The organism is Corynebacterium jeikeium, from assembly GCA_003955985.1.
Taxonomy (GTDB): Bacteria; Actinomycetota; Actinomycetes; order Mycobacteriales; family Mycobacteriaceae; genus Corynebacterium; species Corynebacterium jeikeium_D.
In genome coordinates this window covers 112,455-131,504 of the sequence record CP033784.1, presented here as the reverse complement: position 1 = coordinate 131,504, position 19,050 = coordinate 112,455, and the positions used below count along the sequence as shown (strand labels likewise).

Genomic DNA, 19,050 nt, shown 5'->3' with positions numbered 1-19,050 from the left:
CCAGGGCTTACAACTTAATTGGAGCATCCTCCGGCTCGACAGCGCGCGGCAGATTGGACTCGCCCATCAGGTACTGGTCCACGGCCTCGGCGCAGGCGCGGCCTTCGGCGATAGCCCACACAATCAAACTGGCACCACGGCCATTGTCACCGGCCACGAACACGGGACCGTCGAAGTTCTGCTCGATGTCGCTGCGCACGGCGAGGTAGTCGTCGTCACGCATCATCACACCGCGATCGTTGAACTGAATCCCCAGCTCATGCGACAGACCACCGCGCTCCGGACCGGAGAAGCCCAGCGCGATGAGAACTAGGTCGGCATCGAGTTCGAAATCCGTATCCTCCATAGGCACACGCTTGCCATCGATGACCTCGACCTCGTTGGCGGACAGGCCGGTCACGTGACCGTCCTCGCCGTGGAAGGAGACGGTGTTGACGTTGAAGACGCGCTTGCCCAGGGTCTCGCCGGTGACGCGAGCGTTAAGGCCGAGCGCCTCGGTAACCTCTGGCGGTTCGGAACCGGTGATGGTGTACTCACCTTCTTCGTGAGCAGTCGCCACGCGCCAGACCAGCGGGTACATCGGCCACGGAGTCGACGCCGCACGGGACTTCGGTGCACGGGGGCGAATATCGAACTGCGTGACGGACGCCGCTCCCTGGCGCAGCGCGGTACCGAAGCAGTCAATGCCGGTGTCGCCACCACCGATGACGACAACCTTCTTACCTTTGGCATCAATCGGCGGGGTGTCGAGCTCGCCTGCGGCAACGCGGTTGGCTCCCGGCAGGTACTCCATAGCCTGGTGAATACCCTCCAAATCACGGCCATCGACGGGCAGGTCGCGGGCCAGCGATGCGCCGGTAGCCAGCACAACTGCGTCGAAATCGGCCAGGTCAGCAGCTGTCGGTGAGACGTTGGTACGGAACTCGGTGCCCTCGATCTCCATCTGCTCAAGACGGCGGTCGAGGAAGCGCTGCTCCATCTTGTAATCCGGCACACCGTAGCGCATCAGACCACCAATCTTGTCGTCGCGCTCGAAGACCGTGACATCATGCCCGGCGCGAGTAAGCTGCTGTGCTGCAGCAAGGCCCGCTGGCCCGGAGCCGATGACAGCGATGTGCTGGCCGGTGTCGAAAGTCGGCACAATTGGCTGAACCCAGCCCTCATCGAAGCCGCGTTCAACGATGGCCAGCTCGATGTTCTTAATGGTCACGGCATCGTCGTTGATGCCGAGCACACAACCGCCCTCGCACGGAGCCGGGCACAGGCGACCGGTCCACTCGGGGAAGTTGTTGGTGGCGTGCAAGCGCTCGAAAGCCTCGTGCCAGCGGTTCTGACGAACCAGGTCATTCCACTCCGGAATGATGTTGCCCAGCGGGCAGGCCGAGTGACAAAACGGCACGCCACAGTCCATACAGCGGGTCGCCTGCTGTTGCACCTGCTCGTTGCTAGCCTCCTCATAGACCTCTTTCCAGTCCATCAGACGCAGCGGAACCGGGCGATGAGCAGGCTCTTCGCGCTGGAATTTCATGAAACCCTTCGGATCAGCCATTGGTTACTGCCTCCATGATTGCCTCGTTGATGTCAGCGTCGTTGTCCTTTGCCTTCGCGACTACGTCGAGAATTCGGGCGTAATCACGCGGCATGATTTTGATGAACTGTGCAGCCGGGAACCGAGTCTTAGAACCCGTGAGCTTGCGGTGCTTCGACAGCGTGGCCTCCAGCCAGCTGATGTCCTCATCGTCGAGAGGCACGATGTCGACCAACTCGGTGTTGATGTTCGCCCGCGTCGCCTCGTTATCCAGCAGGTAGGCGATACCGCCACTCATACCGGCGCCGAAGTTGTGACCGACCGGGCCCGCCACTACGACGCGGCCACCGGTCATGTACTCGCAACCGTGGTTACCGATGCCCTCGACCACGGCCGTGGCACCGGAGTTACGCACGCAGAAGCGCTCACCGACAGTGCCGCGGACGAAGATCTCACCGCTGGTGGCACCAAAACCAATGACATTGCCGGCAATGGTGTCGGTAGCCACATCCGCGGTCGGCGGGGCCGAACGTGAAGGTCGAACCACAATCTTGCCACCGCACAGGCCCTTGCCGACGAAGTCGTTGGCATCGCCCTCCAGCTTGATGGTCACACCGGCCGGCAGGAACGCACCCAGCGAGTTACCGGCGGAACCGAGCAGGTTGACGACGATGGAGTCGTCGGCAAGCCCCTGCTTACCTGCGACTTTGGTGACTTCATACCCCAGGCGCGTGCCCACGGAACGGTTCACATTGCTGATGGCATGGTGCAGCGATACCGGTGTCGGCGCCAGCCCATTCGCGCGCGCCGTACGCAGCGCGGGCTGCGCTTCGTCGATGAGGCGCTCATCCAACGCGCCCTCAAGGCCGTGGTCCTGCGCCTTCGTGCAGTAGGAATCCTGGTCCGCAAAGAAGGGGCTTTCGGCAACGTGCAGGATTCGCTCCAGGTCAAGCTTTGCGACGCGCGGAAGGTTGTCGAGATCCTTGCGCGGACGCAGGCACTCGGCATGTCCGACCGCTTCGTCAATGGTGCGGAAACCCAGCTCAGCGAGGTATTCACGGACCTGCTGGGCGATGAAGGTGAAGAAGTTGACCACGTGCTCGGCACGGCCGGTGAACTTGCTCCGCAACTTCGGATTCTGGGTGGCAATACCGACTGGACAGGTGTCCAGGTGGCAGACGCGCATCATGACGCAGCCCTCAACCACCAGCGGAGCGGTGGCAAAACCAAACTCCTCAGCACCCAGCAACATCGCGACCACGACATCACGACCGGTCTTGAGCTGGCCATCGCACTGCACGCGGATGCGGTCGCGCAGCCCGTTGAGCATCAGGGTCTGCTGGGTTTCAGCGAGCCCCAGCTCCCACGGACCGCCGGCGTGCTTGAGACTGGTCAGTGGCGAGGCACCAGTGCCGCCATCGTGGCCGGAGATCAGCACGACGTCGGCATGCGCCTTCGAGACACCAGCGGCGACGGTGCCCACGCCCTGCTCGGAGACGAGCTTGACGTGAATGCGGGCGCGCGGATTGGCGTTCTTGAGGTCGTAGATGAGCTGTGCCAGATCCTCGATTGAGTAGATGTCGTGGTGCGGTGGCGGCGAGATCAGACCCACGCCCGGGGTGGTGATGCGGACTTCCGCGATCCACGGGTAGACCTTGTTCGGTGGCAACTGGCCACCCTCGCCGGGCTTTGCACCCTGGGCCATCTTGATCTGGATGTCGGTGCAGTTGGACAGGTAGTGGCTGGTCACACCGAAGCGGCCCGATGCGACCTGCTTGATGGCAGAGCGTTTCCAGTCGCCGTTGGCCTCCATTTCGAAACGGTCTGGGTCCTCGCCGCCCTCGCCGGAGTTGGACATGGCGCCCAGGCGATTCATAGCGATGGCCAGCGTCTCATGTGCCTCCGCAGAGATGGAGCCATAGCTCATTGCGCCGGTGGAGAAACGCTTGACGATGCTCGAGACCGGTTCGACCTCTTCAATGTCGATCGGCTCGCGATCTGAGGCGAACTCGAGCATGCCGCGCAGAGTTGCCAGCTGCTTGGTCTGCTCATCAACCTTGTTGGTGTAGTCGCGGAAGACCGCGTACTGACCAGTGCGGGTCGCATGCTGCAGCGTGTAGATTGTCTCTGGGTTGAATAGGTGGTACTCGCCTTCGCGACGCCACTTGTACTCGCCGCCGAGATCCAGCTCACGGTGTGCCTGCTCTTCCGGACGCGGCAGGAATGCGCTGCGGTGACGGGCGGCAACATCTTCTGCGACCTCGTCGAGACCAATACCTTCCAGCGGAGAAACAGCGCCGGTGAAGTACTCGTCCAGGAACTCCTGCGACAGACCGACGGTGTCGGCCAGCTGAGCGCCACGGTAGGACTGCAGTGAGGCGATACCCATCTTGGACATGACCTTCAGCACGCCCTTGGAGGCAGCCTTGCAGTAGTTCGAGCAGGCCTGATCCAACGTCAGAGCTCCGAGCTGGTCCTTCATGCGCAGCTCATCGATGGTTTCGAAAGTCATGTATGGGTTAATGGCATCGGCACCAAAGCCCAGCAGCATGGCCATGTGGTGCACCTCGCGGGCGTCGCCAGCCTCAATGATGAGGCTGGCGCGCGTGCGAGTGCGCTCCTCCACCAGGTGGTGGTGGACCGCGGAGGTCAGCAGCAGCGACGGGATGGGGGCAAAGCGCTCGTTGGACTCACGGTCAGACAGCACAATCAGTCGGGCACCACGGTCAATGGCCTCAGAGACCTCACGGCGAACACGACGGATAGCGTTGCGCAGGCCACGGCCACCGCGGGCGACCGGGTACAGGCCAGAGATGACCTCGGCACGGAACTCGGAGTACTCCTCGTTCTTGCCCGCCTGGCACAGGGTGACAAAGTCGTGGTTGTCCAGGATTGGATGCTCAAGCCGGATGCGACGGGCGGCATCGGCGGTGGGCTCCAGGATGTTGGTCTCTGCACCCAGCAACGTATTCATGCTGGTGATGGACTTTTCGCGCAGCGAGTCCAACGGCGGGTTGGTAACCTGCGCGAACCGCTGCGAGAAGAAGTCGAACAGCATGCGAGGGCGGTTGGACAGTGCCGCAATCGGCGTGTCTGAGCCCATCGAACCCAGGCCCTCCGCGCCGGTGAGTGCCATCGGGCGGATGATGAGGTCAACGTCTTCTTCGGTGATGCCGAAGACGCGCTGTCGTAACACCGCGCGGGCATGCGGCATGTACTGGTAGCGCTCTCGTGGCAGGTCGGTGATGTCGACCAGGCCCTCTTTGATCCATTCCTCGTATGGCCCGGTGGCGGCCAGCGTGGACTTAATCTCCTTGTCCTCAATAATGCGACCGGCCTTCATGTCCACCAGGAACATGCGCCCCGGCTGCACGCGCGTGCGCTGCACAATCTGCTCCGGCGGGATATCCAGGACACCAGCTTCGGAGGCCATCACCACCAGGCCCTCGTCGGTCACCCAGATGCGCCCCGGGCGCAGACCATTGCGATCCAGGGTGGCACCGATGACCTGGCCGTCGGTAAAGCAGATGGCAGCGGGGCCGTCCCACGGCTCCATCAGGCAGGCGTGGTACTCGTAGAACGCGCGAACCTGCGGGCTGAGATTGTCGTCGTGCTCCCAGGCCTGCGGAACCATCATCATGACCGCATGCGGGAGACTACGACCACCGAGATGCAGTAACTCCAGGGCCTCGTCGAAACGCGCAGTGTCAGAACCGTTGGGGTCGCACACCGGCAGCGCGCGGTCGATGTTGCCCAGCTTGCCAGAGCGAATTAGCGACTCGCGGGCGCGCATCCAGTTCTCGTTGCCGCGCACGGTGTTGATTTCGCCATTGTGAGCGACGTAGCGGTACGGGTGTGCCAGCGGCCAGGACGGGAAAGTGTTCGTGGAAAAGCGTGAGTGCACGATGGCGAGCGCGGAAGTGACTTCCTTCTGCTGCAGGTCAAGGTAGAAATCCTTCAGCTGCGGAGTAGTCAGCATGCCCTTGTAGACGATCGTGCGGCTGGACAGCGACGGGAAGTACACGGTGTCGCCACCAGAGCCCTCGCCAGCGCCCTGTTCACCCAGCTCACGCTCGCAGCGCTTACGCAGGAAGAACATCTTGCGGTCGAGATCAATATCGCTGAGCTGACGCCCCTCGTAGTTCTTCGCGGTAACGAAGAGCTGACGCAGCACCGGCATAGCCTGGCGAGCCATCTGGCCAAGCCCGTCAGCGTTAATCGGCACATCGCGCCATGCCAAGATCTCGATGCCCTCTTCGGCGCAGATGTCCTCAATAGCCCGGATGGCATCGAGAGTGGCCATGCGCGACTGCGGCAGGAACGCAATACCGGTGGCGTAGGTGCCAGCCGGCGGCAAAATGACGCCTTCTTTACTCAGCTCAGCGCGGTAGTAGGCATCCGGAACCTGAATGAGAATGCCGGCACCGTCGCCGGTGGTCTTCTCAGCGCCGGCGGCACCGCGGTGGTCGAGGTTGACCAGTGCCTGGATGCCCTTTTCCACAATGTCATGGGTCTGGCGACCGTAAATGTCGGCAACAAAGGCCACGCCACACGCATCATGTTCGTTCGACGGGTGGTAGAGACCTTCCCTCTGAGGACCACGAGGCAATGTGGTCGCTGTTTCGGTCAGAGTCATGGCTGTCTTAGCTGTCATGGCTGTTTTCCCCTTGTAGGTGCAATGTGCCAATTGGGGGACACGGGTTATCTATATTTCCAACTGTTTTAACAATGCACATTCATCTAGGCGTATTGCAATACGTATTTAGGGAACTAGCTATATTTACCCACCCCCGAAGGAGCTAGAACACCCTTCCCGTTCGACTAAAACCGGGCTTTTACTACCCGCTTTAACGCCATAACCCCCTAATCGAGCTACCACCCCCGCTAACTACGCACAATTGTTCGATTCTTTAGCAAACCTCCCTCCATACCCAATCCGCCCCCACCGCTATGGTTAGCTCCATGCTCGCCAACCGTCGTTTCCGCTCGCCACTGCAGGGCCTCGCCCTCCTTATCGGCGCAGCGACAATCCTCAGCGGCTGCACGGCCCCCACAGCCCCCACTCCAGAGAGCCAGTCATACAGCCCGGCACCGGCACCCGCATTTACGCCCGAGCCAGAGGAACCCGCGCCCGAGATTCCCGAAGCGCCCCACACCCCCGCCGCCCCGGACACCCCAGCGCCCGGCACATCGCCTATCGACGGCATCCGTAGCGCCCTCAACCAGCTGGAGGTAAAAGGGCGCGCACCGAAAACCGGCTATGCGCGCGATGAGTTCGGGCAACGTTGGAGCGACGACGTCTCTGCCGAGTTTGGGCACAACGGATGTGACACGCGAAACGATATTTTGAATCGTGACCTTATTAATAAGGAGTACAAACCAAATAGCCACGATTGCGTCGTGCTTTCAGGGCAATTACTGGATCCCTATACCGGCACGATGATTGAGTTCCAGCGTGGCCGCGATACCTCTTCTGCCGTTCAAATCGACCATGTCGTAGCCTTAAGCGACGCCTGGCAAAAGGGGGCACAGCAACTCCCGCCCGAGGTTCGGCAGGACTTTGCCAATGACCCCCTCAACCTCTTGGCCGTCGATGGCCCCGCCAATCAACAGAAGCGGGATAGCGATGCCGCATCCTGGGTACCCGCCAATAAGCCATTTCGCTGCCAGTATGTCGCTCGCCAGGTGGCAGTAAAACAGAAATACCACCTGTGGCTCACACAGGCGGAGTACGATGCCATCGACCGTTGGCTCTCTACCTGCACACCAGAGGATGAGCCCGCACTTGCCGCCCTAACCCTGAATTAGGGCAACTTCCTCCGGCGCTCACCGATGCCACACACCGAGGCTCAAGCCGGCGAATATGTCACCTATTTAGCTACGTGTTCGCAACCTCCGCCCCTCCTAGTCGCGAACATTTCTATTTTTCTGAAGATTCCTAGCCCCCTAATTTCTGGGGGCGACCGCCATTCAGCTACTGCCCGCCCCGTCAAACAAACCAACCGAAAACCCCTGGGTTCATAGAGTTATATACGTCAATATCAGAATTGAATTCGTTACCGCAGTGTTATCATTTCGTTATATTCACTGCTTTCTGTCGGTTTATAACTGTTTGATAACACTGTATCCTCTAGCCCGTACGCGAAAAGGTACCCGTCGTAAAGCATTGCGCACGCCGACTGCGTATTTTTTACTTTTCTTCGTGGAAACTACTTTTTGACGCGGCACAGGTTTGTTAAAGTCTGGTTGTTACAAAAACGCACTATCGTGACTGATGGTGTCAATGTGACTGAAGAGTCGCTTGGCGCTATTAGCCGCTTGTCCATCACCTTGGAGGATTCTCACCCATGGCAGCTGAAATGAAGGCTCCGCAAGTACCACTTGGGCTGCAAATCAAGGCTTTTGCCCAGTCGATTCCACCGCTCCTGCGTACCGGCGCCCTGTACATGACTCCGAAGACGGCGCCGAAGGTCCTCGATTACCTGCGTCGCCTGAAGTTCTCCGTCGCCAGCCTGATTTCCATGGGTGCGCTGCGCTACCCGGATCGCCTCGCCCTTGTCGATGATGACGGCGAACTGACCTATTCTCAGCTGCTGGACAACGCCCACGCCCTGGCTCGTGCCTTGATGGACCGTGGCATGACTCAGAAGTCCAGCTTCGGTGTTATCGCACGTAACGGCCGCGGCATTATTCTGCCGATGGCTATCAAGGGCTTCATCGGCTCCGAAATTATGCTGATGAACATCGGCTCCGGCCCGACTCAGATTCGCGGCGTCGTTGACCAGAATAAGGCCAAGTTCCTGTTCGTCGATGACGAGTTCCTGGGCAACCTGCCAGAAGACCTCGACGATGTCACCGTCGTTATTACCTCCGTGACCAAGCCGGAGACCCGCAAGAACGCGGGCAAGAACTTCGTGTTCATGGAAGACCTCATTGAAGAAGGTCGTACATCGAACGCCAAGCTAGATCCGAAGCCGGAGCAGGGACGCATCATCATCATGTCCTCCGGCACCACCGGCATCCCGAAGGGTGTCCTGCGCAATGAGCCCAAGACACCGGCAACCGTGGGTGCAATCGCCGATCGTATTCCGTGGCGCCGCAACATGGTCATTCACCAGTCCGCATCCATGTTCCACGCCTGGGGCTGGGCAAATGTGCTGATTGGCATGGCTACCGGCTCCACCATTGTCACCATGCGTGTCTTCGACCCGAAGAAGGCTGTTGACCAGTGTGAACAGTACGGCTGTAACGGCATGATTTCCGCGGCCTTCTTCCTGCGCCAGATCAAGGATGTTCTGGATGAGGAGCCGAACCGCAAGATTGGCCCGTTCCGCTTCATTGTCTCCTCTGGTAACGCCATCCCGGGCTGGCTCGTCTCCGCGCTGACTCACCGCTTCGGTCCGGTTATCTGTAACTTCTACGGCTCCACCGAGGCCGGCCTGTGCTCCATCGCATCCGGCGCGGACCTCGCAGCCCGCCCGGACTCCGCAGGTCGCCCGGCAATTGGCGCCAAGGTTCGCATCCTGGGGGACGACGGCAAGGAAGTCGAGCCGGGTGAGGTTGGCATGATCCACACCGCTCAGGAGCTCTCCTTCATCGGTTACCTGAACAAGAAGGACAAGTTCACCACCGTCGATGGCCTGTTCCAGATCGGTGACCTCGGCCGTATCGACCAGGACGGCTACCTGTACATCTGTGGTCGCTCCGACGACATGGTGATCAAGGGCGGCGAGAACGTCTTCCCACGCGAGGTCGAAGAAATTCTCGGCCCGGTGCCGGGCATCGCCGACGTCTTCTGCCACGGCAGCAACGAAAACGACGAGATTTTCGCTGACCTGTTCCTCTACGTTGTCCGCGAGAACAATGAGGCCGGCAAGAACCTCACCGAGGACATGCTGCGCGAGTACGTCCGTGAAACTCTGGCCGAGCACTCCACTCCGGACCGCGTCTTCTTCGTCGACTCCCTGCCGCGCAACGCCATCGGCAAGGTTGTTCCGCGCGAGGTCAAGGCAATGCACGAGCGCCTGAACCTGGACGCTCAGTAAGAAGCGTGTACACGAAAGTGTGCCCACCGGCTTTCCGCCGCGTGGGCACACTTTTTGCTTATCTTCGCTACCTTTTACACGGCTATTTGCGCGGGCGCACCTGGATTTCATCCACGTTGGCATCCGCTCCGGTATCAACGGCCAGGCGTACTGCGGCTGCAATCGATTCAGGCCGCATGAACTGCGTGCCGTCGTAACGCCAATCCGCATCATCGCGGTGCCAATTCGACTGCAGCTGAACCTGCATATCGGTGTCGACGCGCCCGGGGTGCACGGAGCTGACTCGTACCGCGCCACGCTCTTCCTCGCGCAGCGCATCGGTGAACGCCCGTAGCGCGAACTTCGACGCTGCATACGGCGAAGTACCAGCTGAAGCGCGGAATCCCGAGCCCGAGTTGATGGTCACCAGCGTGCCCTCCGCCTTGCGCAGCGCCGGCAGCAGCTGGCGGGTCAGGTCGGCGACGGCGACGACGTTGATGTCCATGATCCGCGACCAGTCCGCACGCGAAACCTCCGCCACGTCCCCATCGACGTACACACCCGCCGAGTGCACGAGCACATCCAGCCCGCGCCCACCGAGCGCCTCCAACAGCTTTGCCACTTCCGCGTTTACGGCGTCGGCATCACCCAGGTCAGCAACGAATACGCTTGCCGACGGCAACTGCGACGCCACCTTCTCGGCAGACTCAGCACTGGTAGCGCCCACAATGACATGGTGGTCACGGGAGAGATCCTTGGCGACCGCCAGGCCAATACCACGGCTTGCACCCGTGACCAGGGCAATCTTGGTGTCAGCGGCAATATCGATGCTCATGTACGGCTCCTTTATTTAGTCGATATGTACGTGACTTTGGTTTTGGGCTTACTTCTTCGGCTTCGCGCCGCCCACCTGGTCGATGGGGGTCACCTGCAGGAAGTCGATGTTGACGCGATTCGGGCGGGTGGCCGCGAACACAATGATGTCGGCAACATCATCGGCGGTCAGCGACTCAACGCCATCGTAGACCGCTGCGGCCTTGGTCTCGTCGCCATCGAAACGCACGAGTGAGAAGTCGGTGTGGACGCGCCCCGGGTCGATTTCAGTGACGCGCACGCCATCGACAGCAACCTCTTGACGCAGGACTTCCACCAGGGCGCGCTCAGCGTGCTTGGCGGCGTTGTAGCCGGCACCGCCGGTGTAGACCTGGCGACCGGCAATCGAGCCGACGGTGAGCACAATGCCGCTGGTGGTCTTCAGTGCGGGCAGCAGTGCGCGGGTAACACGCAGGGTGCCCAGCACGTTGACCTCGTACATCCAACGCCACTTTTCCTCGACAGCACCTTCAACCGATTCCATGCCCCAGGCGCCACCGGCGTTGTTTACCAGCACGTCGACGCGCGGTTCAGCCTTAGCCAGCGCCGCCACATCGTCGTCGGAGGTGACGTCAACCTTGTAGACCGTCGCTTCACCGCCGGCAGCGCGAATCTCCTCCGCGACAGCCTCCAGCTTGTCCTCGCGGCGGGCTCCCAGCACAACGCGGAAACCTTCAGCTGCGAACTGCTTGGCAGTGGCTGCACCAATACCGGAAGAAGCACCGGTAACTACAGCTACTTTCTTGCCATTAGTTGAAGTTTCAGAGGTCATGGGGGCTCAACTCCTTGCTACATGCGTCTACTAATATCCCCGACTGTAGTCATACGACACCCTCCTGCGCCGAAGACTGCGTGTGCTTTACACCTGATGTTCCACGTGAAACGTATATAAAACTGTGCCGGAATTTTTCCGATTCACCTCATACACAGCCGCTAAAACCGCGATACTGGTTGCATGTCTGACCAGCCTCACTTCCCACATCTTCTCTCCCCTCTCGACGTCGGTCCTCTAACTCTGCGCAATCGCATCATCATGGGCTCAATGCACTCCGGCCTGGAAGATCGCACCCGTGATATCCCCAAGCTGGCTGCCTACCTGGGTCGACGCGCCGAAGGTGGCGTGGGGCTCATCGTCACCGGCGGTTATGCTCCCAACATCGAAGGTTGGCTGACTCCGGCCGGTTCGATGATGGCGTCGAAGCGCATGGCGGACAATCACCGCCGCGTTACTGACCTCGTGCACTCCCACGGCAGCCACATCGTGCTGCAGGTGCTGCACGCCGGTCGTTACAGCTACAGCCCGCTGGCTCGCTCCGCCAATACCGGTCAGTCGCCGATTAGCCCGTTTAAGGCTCACCGCCTCACCGGCTTTGATGTCTCGCGCACCATTGGCGCCTACGTCCGCGCCGCGAAGCTCGCGAAACGTGCTGGTTACGACGGCATCGAGGTTATGGGCTCCGAGGGTTACCTGCTCAACCAGTTCCTGGCCGAGCGCACCAACCACCGCTCGGACAACTGGGGCGGCAGCGCCGAGGCTCGCATGCGCCTGCCCATCGAAATTGTCCGTCGCATTCGCGCCGAAGTGGGCGAGGACTTCTTACTGCAGTACCGCATTTCGCTTCTTGACCTGGTGGAAGACGGCCAGACCTGGTCCGAGACCACTGAACTCGCGCAACGTCTGGTCGAGGCTGGCGTCGATGTCTTCAACACCGGTATCGGCTGGCACGAAGCACGCGTCCCCACCATCGTTACGTCCGTGCCGCGCGCCGCATTCACGGATCTGACTGGTCGTCTCCGTTCGCTTGTCGACGTCCCGGTGGCAGCCTCCAACCGAATCAACCGCCCTGAGGTTGCGGAGAAGATCCTCGCTGACGGCAATGCGGACCTGATTTCCATGGCCCGCCCACTGCTGGCTGACCCGGACTTCGCCATCAAGGCGGGCGATGGTCGAGCTGACCAGATCAACACCTGTATCGCCTGTAACCAGGCCTGCTTGGACCACACCTTCGCGGCCAAGCGCTCCACCTGTTTGGTCAACCCGAAGGCTGCTTACGAAACCGAGTTGGTATCCGTGCCGGTTGCGAAGGACAAGGCCAAGCGCATCGCCGTCATCGGCGCTGGTGTGGCTGGACTCGCTTTCGCGGAAGCCGCAGCTCAGCGCGGTCACCACCCAGAGATTTTCGAGGCCGCCGACCAGATTGGTGGCCAGTTCAACCTCGCCGCAAAGATTCCGGGCAAGGAGGACTACGGCGAGACGCTGAAGTACTTCTCCCGCCGTCTGGAGGTACTCGAAGTTCCGGTTCACCTAAACACGCGTGCCGACGTCGACGAGCTCAAGGCCAAGTTCGACCACGTGATTGTGGCCACGGGTGTTACCCCGCGTATCCCGGGCATTGACGGTATCGACCACGAGAAGGTCATTCGTTACGACGAACTGCTCTCGGGTGCGAAGCAGGCCGGTAACAAGGTGGCCGTCATCGGTGCTGGTGGTATCGGTGTGGACGTGTGTGAGTACCTCACGCGCAAGCCGAACCAGACCATCGAGGCCTGGAAGGACGCCTGGGGCGTCGGTGACCCTGCGGAGTTCCGCGCGGGTCTGACCAAGCCGGGCACGGTCTCTGGCGCGGCTGAGGAGTTTGAGGTTGAGCGCGAGGTGCACCTGCTGCAGCGCAAGACCTCCCGCATCGGTAAGGGCCTGGGCAAGACCACTGGTTGGGTTCACCGTGCGGAGATCAAGAAGGCCGGTGTCAAGCAGTACACCGGCGTCACCTACAACCGTATCGATGACGAGGGCCTGCACATCACCATCGATGAAAAGCAACAGGTCATCGCGGTTGACAACGTGATTGTCTGTACTGGTCAGGTATCCAATCTGGACTGCCTGGGCGGCAAGGATCGCGAGAGCGTCACCGGCGATAACTCCAATGTCACCATCATCGGCGGCGCGGACGTGGCCGCTGAGCTGGACGCAAAGCGTGCCATCCGCCAGGCCGTTGAGGTAGCGCTCGCGCTGTAGGGCTAGGGCTGCTACGCCTCGTAGCGGTCGGTGTAGGCGCGCTGCTCGAACTCGAAACGGCCCGGGTGAGCCGGGAACTCACCCGGGACACCGATGGCCAGCAACAGCGCTACCGCCACATCGGTGTCACCGGCACCGATAGCTTCCTTGACCTTCTGCTCACTAAAGCCCGTCATCGGGGAGCTAGCCCAACCAAAGGCGCTGGCAGTGACCATAGCGAAAGAAGCGGCAATCATGGCGTCGCGGATTGCGAACTCGCGGGAGAGACCCTTTTCCTCGCGGACCTTATGGAAGGAGGTCATCGAAGCTTCCCGCTCGGCAGCGGCAACTTCGTCCCACAGGCCAGTCGCCTTGTTGGCCTCAACCAGGCGTGGAATACCGCGCTTCCAGCCGGTCGGCTCACCAATGAAGGCGAGCAGCAGCGGCGCATTGGCAACCTGCTTCTGACCACCGGCAGCTTCCACTACCTGCTGGCGCACCTCAGGGTCCTCGATGCGCACGATAGCCCGAGACTGAATGTTAAAGGCGCTGGGAGCTTCCAGAGATAGCTCCAGGAGGCGGCGCACGTCAGCGTCGTCAAGCGGTTCGTCAGCGTAGACGCGCGTGGCACGGCGGTTGCGGATGATGTTCTCAAATTCGGTGGCGAACTGGTCGCGCGGAGAATGCGAAGTCATGCATTAAAGAATAACTGTTTGCCAACCTTCGAGTTCGAGCAGCCAGCGCTTCATTTCGCGGCCGCCGGCATAGGATCCGAAAGACCCCGCTCCCCCACTGGCGGGCACCACGCGGTGACAGGGAATCAGAATGCCCAGCGGATTGGTGGCACAGGCCGAGCCAGCAGCTCTGGCGGCACGGGGTGATCCGGCCATTTCAGCGAGCTCACCGTAGGTCACAACCTGGCCATACGGCACGTCGCGCAGTGCGGTCAGCGCACGAGCGCGGAAAGAATCCTGGGTGAATATGTCGCAGTCCAGCGGCAGCGCAAACTCGCGGCGCTGCCCGGCAAAGTACTCGCGGAACTGCTGCGCTGCCTGTTCCGCCACCGCTTGCGCTTCGGGGTCGGCGGCGCTGGGGTCGTCGTCAAGCACGGGGCCTAAGAGATTGACTTCGACGACCCCGCGAGCGGAGGTGGCGATTCCAAGCACGCCGAAAGGCGTTTCTACCTGGGAAATCGCTATAAAACCTCCTACTTAGCCCTTGTTGGCCTGGAACCAGGCCAGCAGCTCGTCCCACTCCTTCTCGTGACCGGAGCGGAAGTAACCACCGTAGCCCACGCCCTTGCCGCCAGCCGGCTGAGCCTGGCGCTTTTCAATCTTTTCAGCAGAGCTCATCACATTGGTGATCAGGTCTGCCGAGGACTCCTCAGTCCAGTAATCATCCGGAACGCGGATGGACAGGAACGGCTGCGGAGCCTTGGAGAAGCGGTTAGCGAAGTCGAACTCGGAGTCGTCGAAGAAGTAGCCTTCCTTGCGAGCCCAGCGAGCCCACTGACGCATGACACCGTTCGGCGGCTCAACAGCCAGACGCCACGCCGACGCCGGAATATGGCCGGTAATGAAACCGCTAATCGGGCCGAGAATATTGAAGATGAAGAATGCGCGGACCTTGCCCGCCACTGACGGCACCTTGGAAATACGCATACCGCGGCAGTTGACCAACGCCGCTGCGTCATAGGTGCCCTCGGAGCCGGCGTAGACGATGCCGTGACCACCAACCGCGTGGCCGACAGCGAAGTGCGGCACGTCCGGGTAGGTCTCCTTGGCCCACTCAATCACACCCGGAATATCCTTGGTGATCCAGTCCGACATCCGGATGTCTTCATTGTTCTGGTCAGTCTTCAGAGCGGACTGGCCAATTCCGCGGTAGTCATAGGTGATAACGCCGTAGCCCTTTTCTGCCACGGTCTCAGCGAAACGGTGGTAGAAACCCTGCGGCACACCGGTACCGGAGTGAACGGTGATGATGCCGTTGGGAATGTTCTCTGGGTTCTCCTTCGGGCGGAACATGGTTCCGCGCAGCAGGACGCGGTCATTAGCCGGAATAATGATGTCCTGCCGAGGGCACGGCTCCGGCAACTTCGGGCTCTTCGCGGAAAAACGGCTATCCCCAGTGGAAGTGGTTGAGGCTTCGGAGGTCATTTATGCAGTTCCTTCGAGTGGACTTAAACAGTGCATGATTTTGTATACACAATCTTAAAGTGTAAGGCTCATCACTTTCAGCGCTTTCGTGGAATTTGCCTCACACGCGTTACAACTGCACATCCCCATAGGCGCGTTCGTCCTCAATTGGCTCCAGATGCGAGGAGATATGCACACCTGGGAAACGCTCCCGCAGCTCATCTTCCATCGCGGTAAGCACATCGTGACCGCGCTCCACGCTCCACGCGCCCGGCACCAGCACATGAAACTCAATGAACTTCTGATACCCCGACTCGCGAGTGCGGATTTCGTGGACGTCGATGCCACGACTCCGGTCACGGTGCGAGGCCAAAATCTCATCCACCGCCACGCGGTCGTCGCCCTCCATGGCCTTGTCCATCAGGCCGTTACCGGAATCGCGCAGCAGCTTGTAGCCGGTGACCAGGATGTTTACGGCCACGGCCAGCGCGATAATCGGGTCGAGCCACCACAGGCCGGTAGCCCACACCAGAGCCACACCCGCCAGAACGCCGGCGGAGGTCCACACGTCGGTCATCAGATGCTTACCGTCGGCGGTCAGCGCCAGGGAGTTGTGGTGGCGCCCGGCCTTAAGCAGAACCAGCGCCACCGCACCATTGATCACCGAGGCAATTACGGTCACGACGAGGCCCAGGCCAATCTGCTCAATCGGCTGCGGGTTCACCAACCGCTCGATGGAGACATAAATAATGGCCGCCGCCGCCACGAAGATCATGGCACCTTCCAGCCCGGCCGAGAAGTACTCTGCCTTGGAATGGCCGAACTCATGATCGCGGTCCGCGGGCCGCGCGATAACCTTGAGCACGATAATTGCGACAACTGCCGCAACCAGATTGACAATCGACTCCGTCGCGTCGGAAAGCAGGCCCACCGATCCGGTTAGAGTGTAGCCCCAAAACTTCAGCGCGATGGTGACGACCGCCGCCCCCACTGAAAGCCAACCAAAACGAGATAAGTCCTGCATATGCGGGCACTTTACCCGCCTGTCCGGAGTTACTACCAGTTCTATGAGCACCGATTTCCAGTTCAATTTGCAGAACATTTCTGCAGGCCTGCCGTTCGCGTCGCAGCTCGCCTCGCTTGCCGACGCCGTGCGCGACCACGACGTAGTAGTCCAAGCCCCACCGGGCACCGGCAAGACCACTTTGGTTCCGCCGGCAGTAGCCAACACCCTGGGCGGCCGCATTGTGGTCACGGCTCCCCGGCGTGTGGCGGTGCGCTCGGCAGCGCGGCGGTTGGCACAGCTGTCGGGCACGAAGCTCGGTGGGGAAGTTGGTTACTCGGTGCGTGGCGACACAAAAGTTTCCCGCGCCACCCGCGTGGAGTTTGTCACTCCCGGTGTGCTGCTGCGTCGACTGCTGCGCGACGGCGACGTGGATGCCAGCGCGGTGCTCATCGACGAGGTGCACGAGCGCGGCTTGGATACCGATTTAGTGTTGGCGATGGCGCGCGACTTGCGGGATATCCGCGATGACCTGCGCCTTGTCGCTATGTCGGCAACAGTGGACGCGCCGAAGTTCGCGGCCTTGCTCGGCGGCTCCACCCCGGCTCCCATTGTGGCGGCGGAGGCGGAGATCTTTCCGCTGGACATCCGCTACGCGCCTTTTCCGCAACGGCTGGATGCACGCGGTGTGACCGACGACTTCCTACAGCACGTTGCTGCACAGGCCGGCACACTCGCGGAAGAAGCCGCCGGTGATGTGCTGGTTTTCCTCCCCGGCGTCCGAGAGGTGGAACGCTGCGCAGGCTATATCGCGGACTCCTCGGAGGTGGCGGTGCTGACGCTGCACGGCCAGCAGAGCTCCGAGGAGCAGGACCGCGTGTTCCGTCGGCAAGCGGACGGTAGGCGCGTGATTGTGTCCACCGCGATTGCGGAATCATCCGTGACTGTGCCGGGCGTGCGCGCCGTTGTCGACGCCTGCCTCGCGCGCGGACCGCGACTCGACATTGCGCGTGGCTTCTCCGGCCTGGTCACCAGCTCGTGTGCGCAGTCCTCCGCGAACCAGCGCGCTGGCCGAGCGGGACGTGAGGGCCCGGGCATCGTGGTGCGCTGCGTCTCCCAGTCGGAATTCGCGTCCTTTCCCGCCTGGCCCGCGCCGGAAATCGAGGTCGCCGACCTGACCCAAGCGCTCCTCGACGCCGCCGCGTGGGGCACACCGGGGATGCAGGGACTGATGCTTCTCGACGCCCCACCACCCCACCACGCGGAGGTCGCAAACCGCATTCTCGCTGGCCTGGGTGCTGTTGATGAGACCGGTGACATCACGGAGCTCGGCCGCACCCTGGCTACCCTGCCGGTGCATCCGCGCATGGGACGCGCGCTACTGACCGCCACAGCCATGATGCCGGAGCACGCGGGCGCGGTCGCACGCGCGGTGGAGAAACTCACCGATGCCCGCGGCTTGGCCAAGCAGGTGCGCCGCATTGAGCTGGATACTGCGGCCCCCGCCAACCTGCTGCCCTCGGACATCCCCGCTCTGGTCACGGCCCTGGCGTGGCCGGATTTCATCGGGCGACGCCGCAGTGCGAACTCCGACGAATACCTCTTCACCGGCGGCACCGCAGCGGAACTCACCCGTGGTTCTGACCTGCGCGGCCACGAATGGATCGCGGCCGCCGACATCTCGCGGCTCTCCCATGGGCGCGCGCTGATTCGCGACGGCGAGGCGATTGACCTGGAAATCGCCATGCTCGCCGCCGGCCACCTCGCCCGCACGGAGACCACGGCGCGCGTCGAACAGGGCCGTGTTCGCGCCCGCGAGCGCGACCTGCTCGGCGCCATCGAACTGTCATCCCGCCAGGTCTCCCCGACGCCCGAGCAGTGCATTGCCGCCAACTCCACCTGGCTTGCCAACACGCTTGCCGACGCCGCCCCCAACCTCGACCGCGACACCGAACAGCTCCGCCGCCGCATGGCCTTTCTCCACACTCATCGCGGTGCCCCATGGCCGGATGTCTCCCCCGCAGGGCTTGCGGCCCAGGCCGAGCTCCTCTTCGCTGGCGAGCTGGACCGCCCGACCCCTCCGACTTTGGATGCCGAGCACCTCCGCCGCCTGCTGCCCTGGCCGGAGGCTACGGACTTCGACCGGTTGGTGCCCGAACGCCTGGAGGTCCCATCCGGTTCTAAGATTCGCCTGGAGTACCCGGAGGACCCCACCGACGAAGAGGCGCAGATTGTCCTGGCTGTGAAGTTGCAGGAGTGCTTTGGCCTGGCGGAGACCCCGCAGGTATTGGAAAAGCCGGTGACAATGCACTTACTGTCACCGGCTCAGCGACCACTCGCGGTCACTGGAGACTTGGAAAGTTTCTGGAATGGCGCCTACGCACAGGTTCGCTCCGAGATGCGGGGCCGTTACCCCAAGCACCCGTGGCCGGAGAACCCGTGGGAGGAGCAGGCTACTGCGAGAACGAAGCGCCGTCGTTAAGCAGGCT

At 61.6% G+C, this 19,050-nt stretch carries 12 protein-coding genes; 4 read left to right on the top strand and 8 right to left on the bottom strand.

What is annotated here, in order from left to right:
- Positions 1 to 7: 7 nt before the first annotated feature.
- Entirely contained in the window at positions 8 to 1,549 is a 1,542-nt protein-coding gene (locus EGX79_00550) for a glutamate synthase subunit beta (protein AYX80808.1), read from the bottom strand.
- Positions 1,542 to 6,164 carry a glutamate synthase large subunit gene (locus EGX79_00545; protein AYX82660.1) on the bottom strand — a complete coding sequence of 1,541 codons (4,623 nt, stop codon included), beginning with the start codon at positions 6,162 to 6,164 and terminating at the stop codon, positions 1,542 to 1,544. The genes EGX79_00550 and EGX79_00545 overlap by 8 nt, the downstream gene beginning before the upstream one ends.
- 314 nt (positions 6,165 to 6,478) lie before the next feature.
- Between EGX79_00545 and EGX79_00540 the strand changes: the two genes are divergently transcribed.
- Both EGX79_00540 and EGX79_00535 read left to right on the top strand, forming a co-directional pair.
- Positions 6,479 to 7,336 carry an HNH endonuclease gene (locus tag EGX79_00540; protein AYX80807.1) on the top strand — a complete coding sequence of 286 codons (858 nt, stop codon included), beginning with the start codon at positions 6,479 to 6,481 and terminating at the stop codon, positions 7,334 to 7,336.
- 539 nt (positions 7,337 to 7,875) lie between these two features.
- On the top strand, positions 7,876 to 9,573 hold the full coding sequence (locus tag EGX79_00535) for an acyl-CoA synthetase (GenBank protein AYX80806.1): 1,698 nt from the start codon (positions 7,876 to 7,878) through the stop codon (positions 9,571 to 9,573).
- Between the two features lie 82 nt (positions 9,574 to 9,655).
- Here the strand turns inward: EGX79_00535 and EGX79_00530 are convergent, their stop codons facing one another.
- Positions 9,656 to 10,387, bottom strand: a complete 732-nt coding sequence (locus EGX79_00530) for an SDR family oxidoreductase (GenBank protein AYX80805.1) — start codon at positions 10,385 to 10,387, stop codon at positions 9,656 to 9,658.
- 48 nt (positions 10,388 to 10,435) lie between these two features.
- Complete coding sequence (locus tag EGX79_00525; GenBank protein ID AYX80804.1) at positions 10,436 to 11,197, bottom strand: SDR family oxidoreductase; 762 nt, start codon at positions 11,195 to 11,197, stop codon at positions 10,436 to 10,438.
- A gap of 183 nt (positions 11,198 to 11,380) precedes the next feature.
- Here EGX79_00525 and EGX79_00520 point away from each other — a divergent pair, with 183 nt between their 5' ends.
- Positions 11,381 to 13,441: an NADPH-dependent 2,4-dienoyl-CoA reductase gene (locus tag EGX79_00520; protein ID AYX80803.1), complete on the top strand. Its 2,061-nt coding sequence runs from the start codon at positions 11,381 to 11,383 to the stop codon at positions 13,439 to 13,441.
- Between the two features lie 11 nt (positions 13,442 to 13,452).
- Here the strand turns inward: EGX79_00520 and EGX79_00515 are convergent, their stop codons facing one another.
- The 4 genes from EGX79_00515 to EGX79_00500 all read right to left on the bottom strand — a co-directional run bounded on the left by EGX79_00515 (position 13,453) and on the right by EGX79_00500 (position 16,582).
- Positions 13,453 to 14,115, bottom strand: a complete 663-nt coding sequence (locus EGX79_00515) for a nitroreductase (protein AYX80802.1) — start codon at positions 14,113 to 14,115, stop codon at positions 13,453 to 13,455.
- A gap of 3 nt (positions 14,116 to 14,118) precedes the next feature.
- Positions 14,119 to 14,619, bottom strand: coding sequence for a methylated-DNA--[protein]-cysteine S-methyltransferase (locus EGX79_00510; protein ID AYX80801.1), 501 nt, complete (start codon positions 14,617 to 14,619; stop codon positions 14,119 to 14,121).
- 12 nt (positions 14,620 to 14,631) lie between these two features.
- Positions 14,632 to 15,579, bottom strand: a complete 948-nt coding sequence (locus tag EGX79_00505; protein AYX80800.1) for a hypothetical protein — start codon at positions 15,577 to 15,579, stop codon at positions 14,632 to 14,634.
- A gap of 109 nt (positions 15,580 to 15,688) precedes the next feature.
- Entirely contained in the window at positions 15,689 to 16,582 is an 894-nt protein-coding gene (locus EGX79_00500; GenBank protein AYX80799.1) for a cation transporter, read from the bottom strand.
- A gap of 43 nt (positions 16,583 to 16,625) precedes the next feature.
- Here EGX79_00500 and EGX79_00495 point away from each other — a divergent pair, with 43 nt between their 5' ends.
- Positions 16,626 to 19,043, top strand: a complete 2,418-nt coding sequence (locus tag EGX79_00495) for an ATP-dependent RNA helicase (protein AYX80798.1) — start codon at positions 16,626 to 16,628, stop codon at positions 19,041 to 19,043.
- The last annotated feature ends 7 nt before the right edge of the window (positions 19,044 to 19,050 follow it).

Bases quoted from the DNA above. Each gene is read 5' to 3' on its own strand.
- EGX79_00520 (AYX80803.1), top strand. From the start codon at position 11,381: ATGTCTGACCAGCCTCACTTCCCACATCTTCTCTCCCCTCTCGACGTC.
- EGX79_00550 (AYX80808.1), bottom strand. From the start codon at position 1,549: ATGGCTGATCCGAAGGGTTTCATGAAATTCCAGCGCGAAGAGCCTGCT.
- EGX79_00545 (AYX82660.1), bottom strand. From the start codon at position 6,164: ATGACTCTGACCGAAACAGCGACCACATTGCCTCGTGGTCCTCAGAGG.
- EGX79_00505 (AYX80800.1), bottom strand. From the start codon at position 15,579: ATGACCTCCGAAGCCTCAACCACTTCCACTGGGGATAGCCGTTTTTCC.
- EGX79_00495 (AYX80798.1), top strand. From the start codon at position 16,626: ATGAGCACCGATTTCCAGTTCAATTTGCAGAACATTTCTGCAGGCCTG.
- EGX79_00530 (AYX80805.1), bottom strand. From the start codon at position 10,387: ATGAGCATCGATATTGCCGCTGACACCAAGATTGCCCTGGTCACGGGT.
- EGX79_00540 (AYX80807.1), top strand. From the start codon at position 6,479: ATGGTTAGCTCCATGCTCGCCAACCGTCGTTTCCGCTCGCCACTGCAG.
- EGX79_00525 (AYX80804.1), bottom strand. From the start codon at position 11,197: ATGACCTCTGAAACTTCAACTAATGGCAAGAAAGTAGCTGTAGTTACC.
- EGX79_00535 (AYX80806.1), top strand. From the start codon at position 7,876: ATGGCAGCTGAAATGAAGGCTCCGCAAGTACCACTTGGGCTGCAAATC.
- EGX79_00515 (AYX80802.1), bottom strand. From the start codon at position 14,115: ATGACTTCGCATTCTCCGCGCGACCAGTTCGCCACCGAATTTGAGAAC.
- EGX79_00500 (AYX80799.1), bottom strand. From the start codon at position 16,582: ATGCAGGACTTATCTCGTTTTGGTTGGCTTTCAGTGGGGGCGGCGGTC.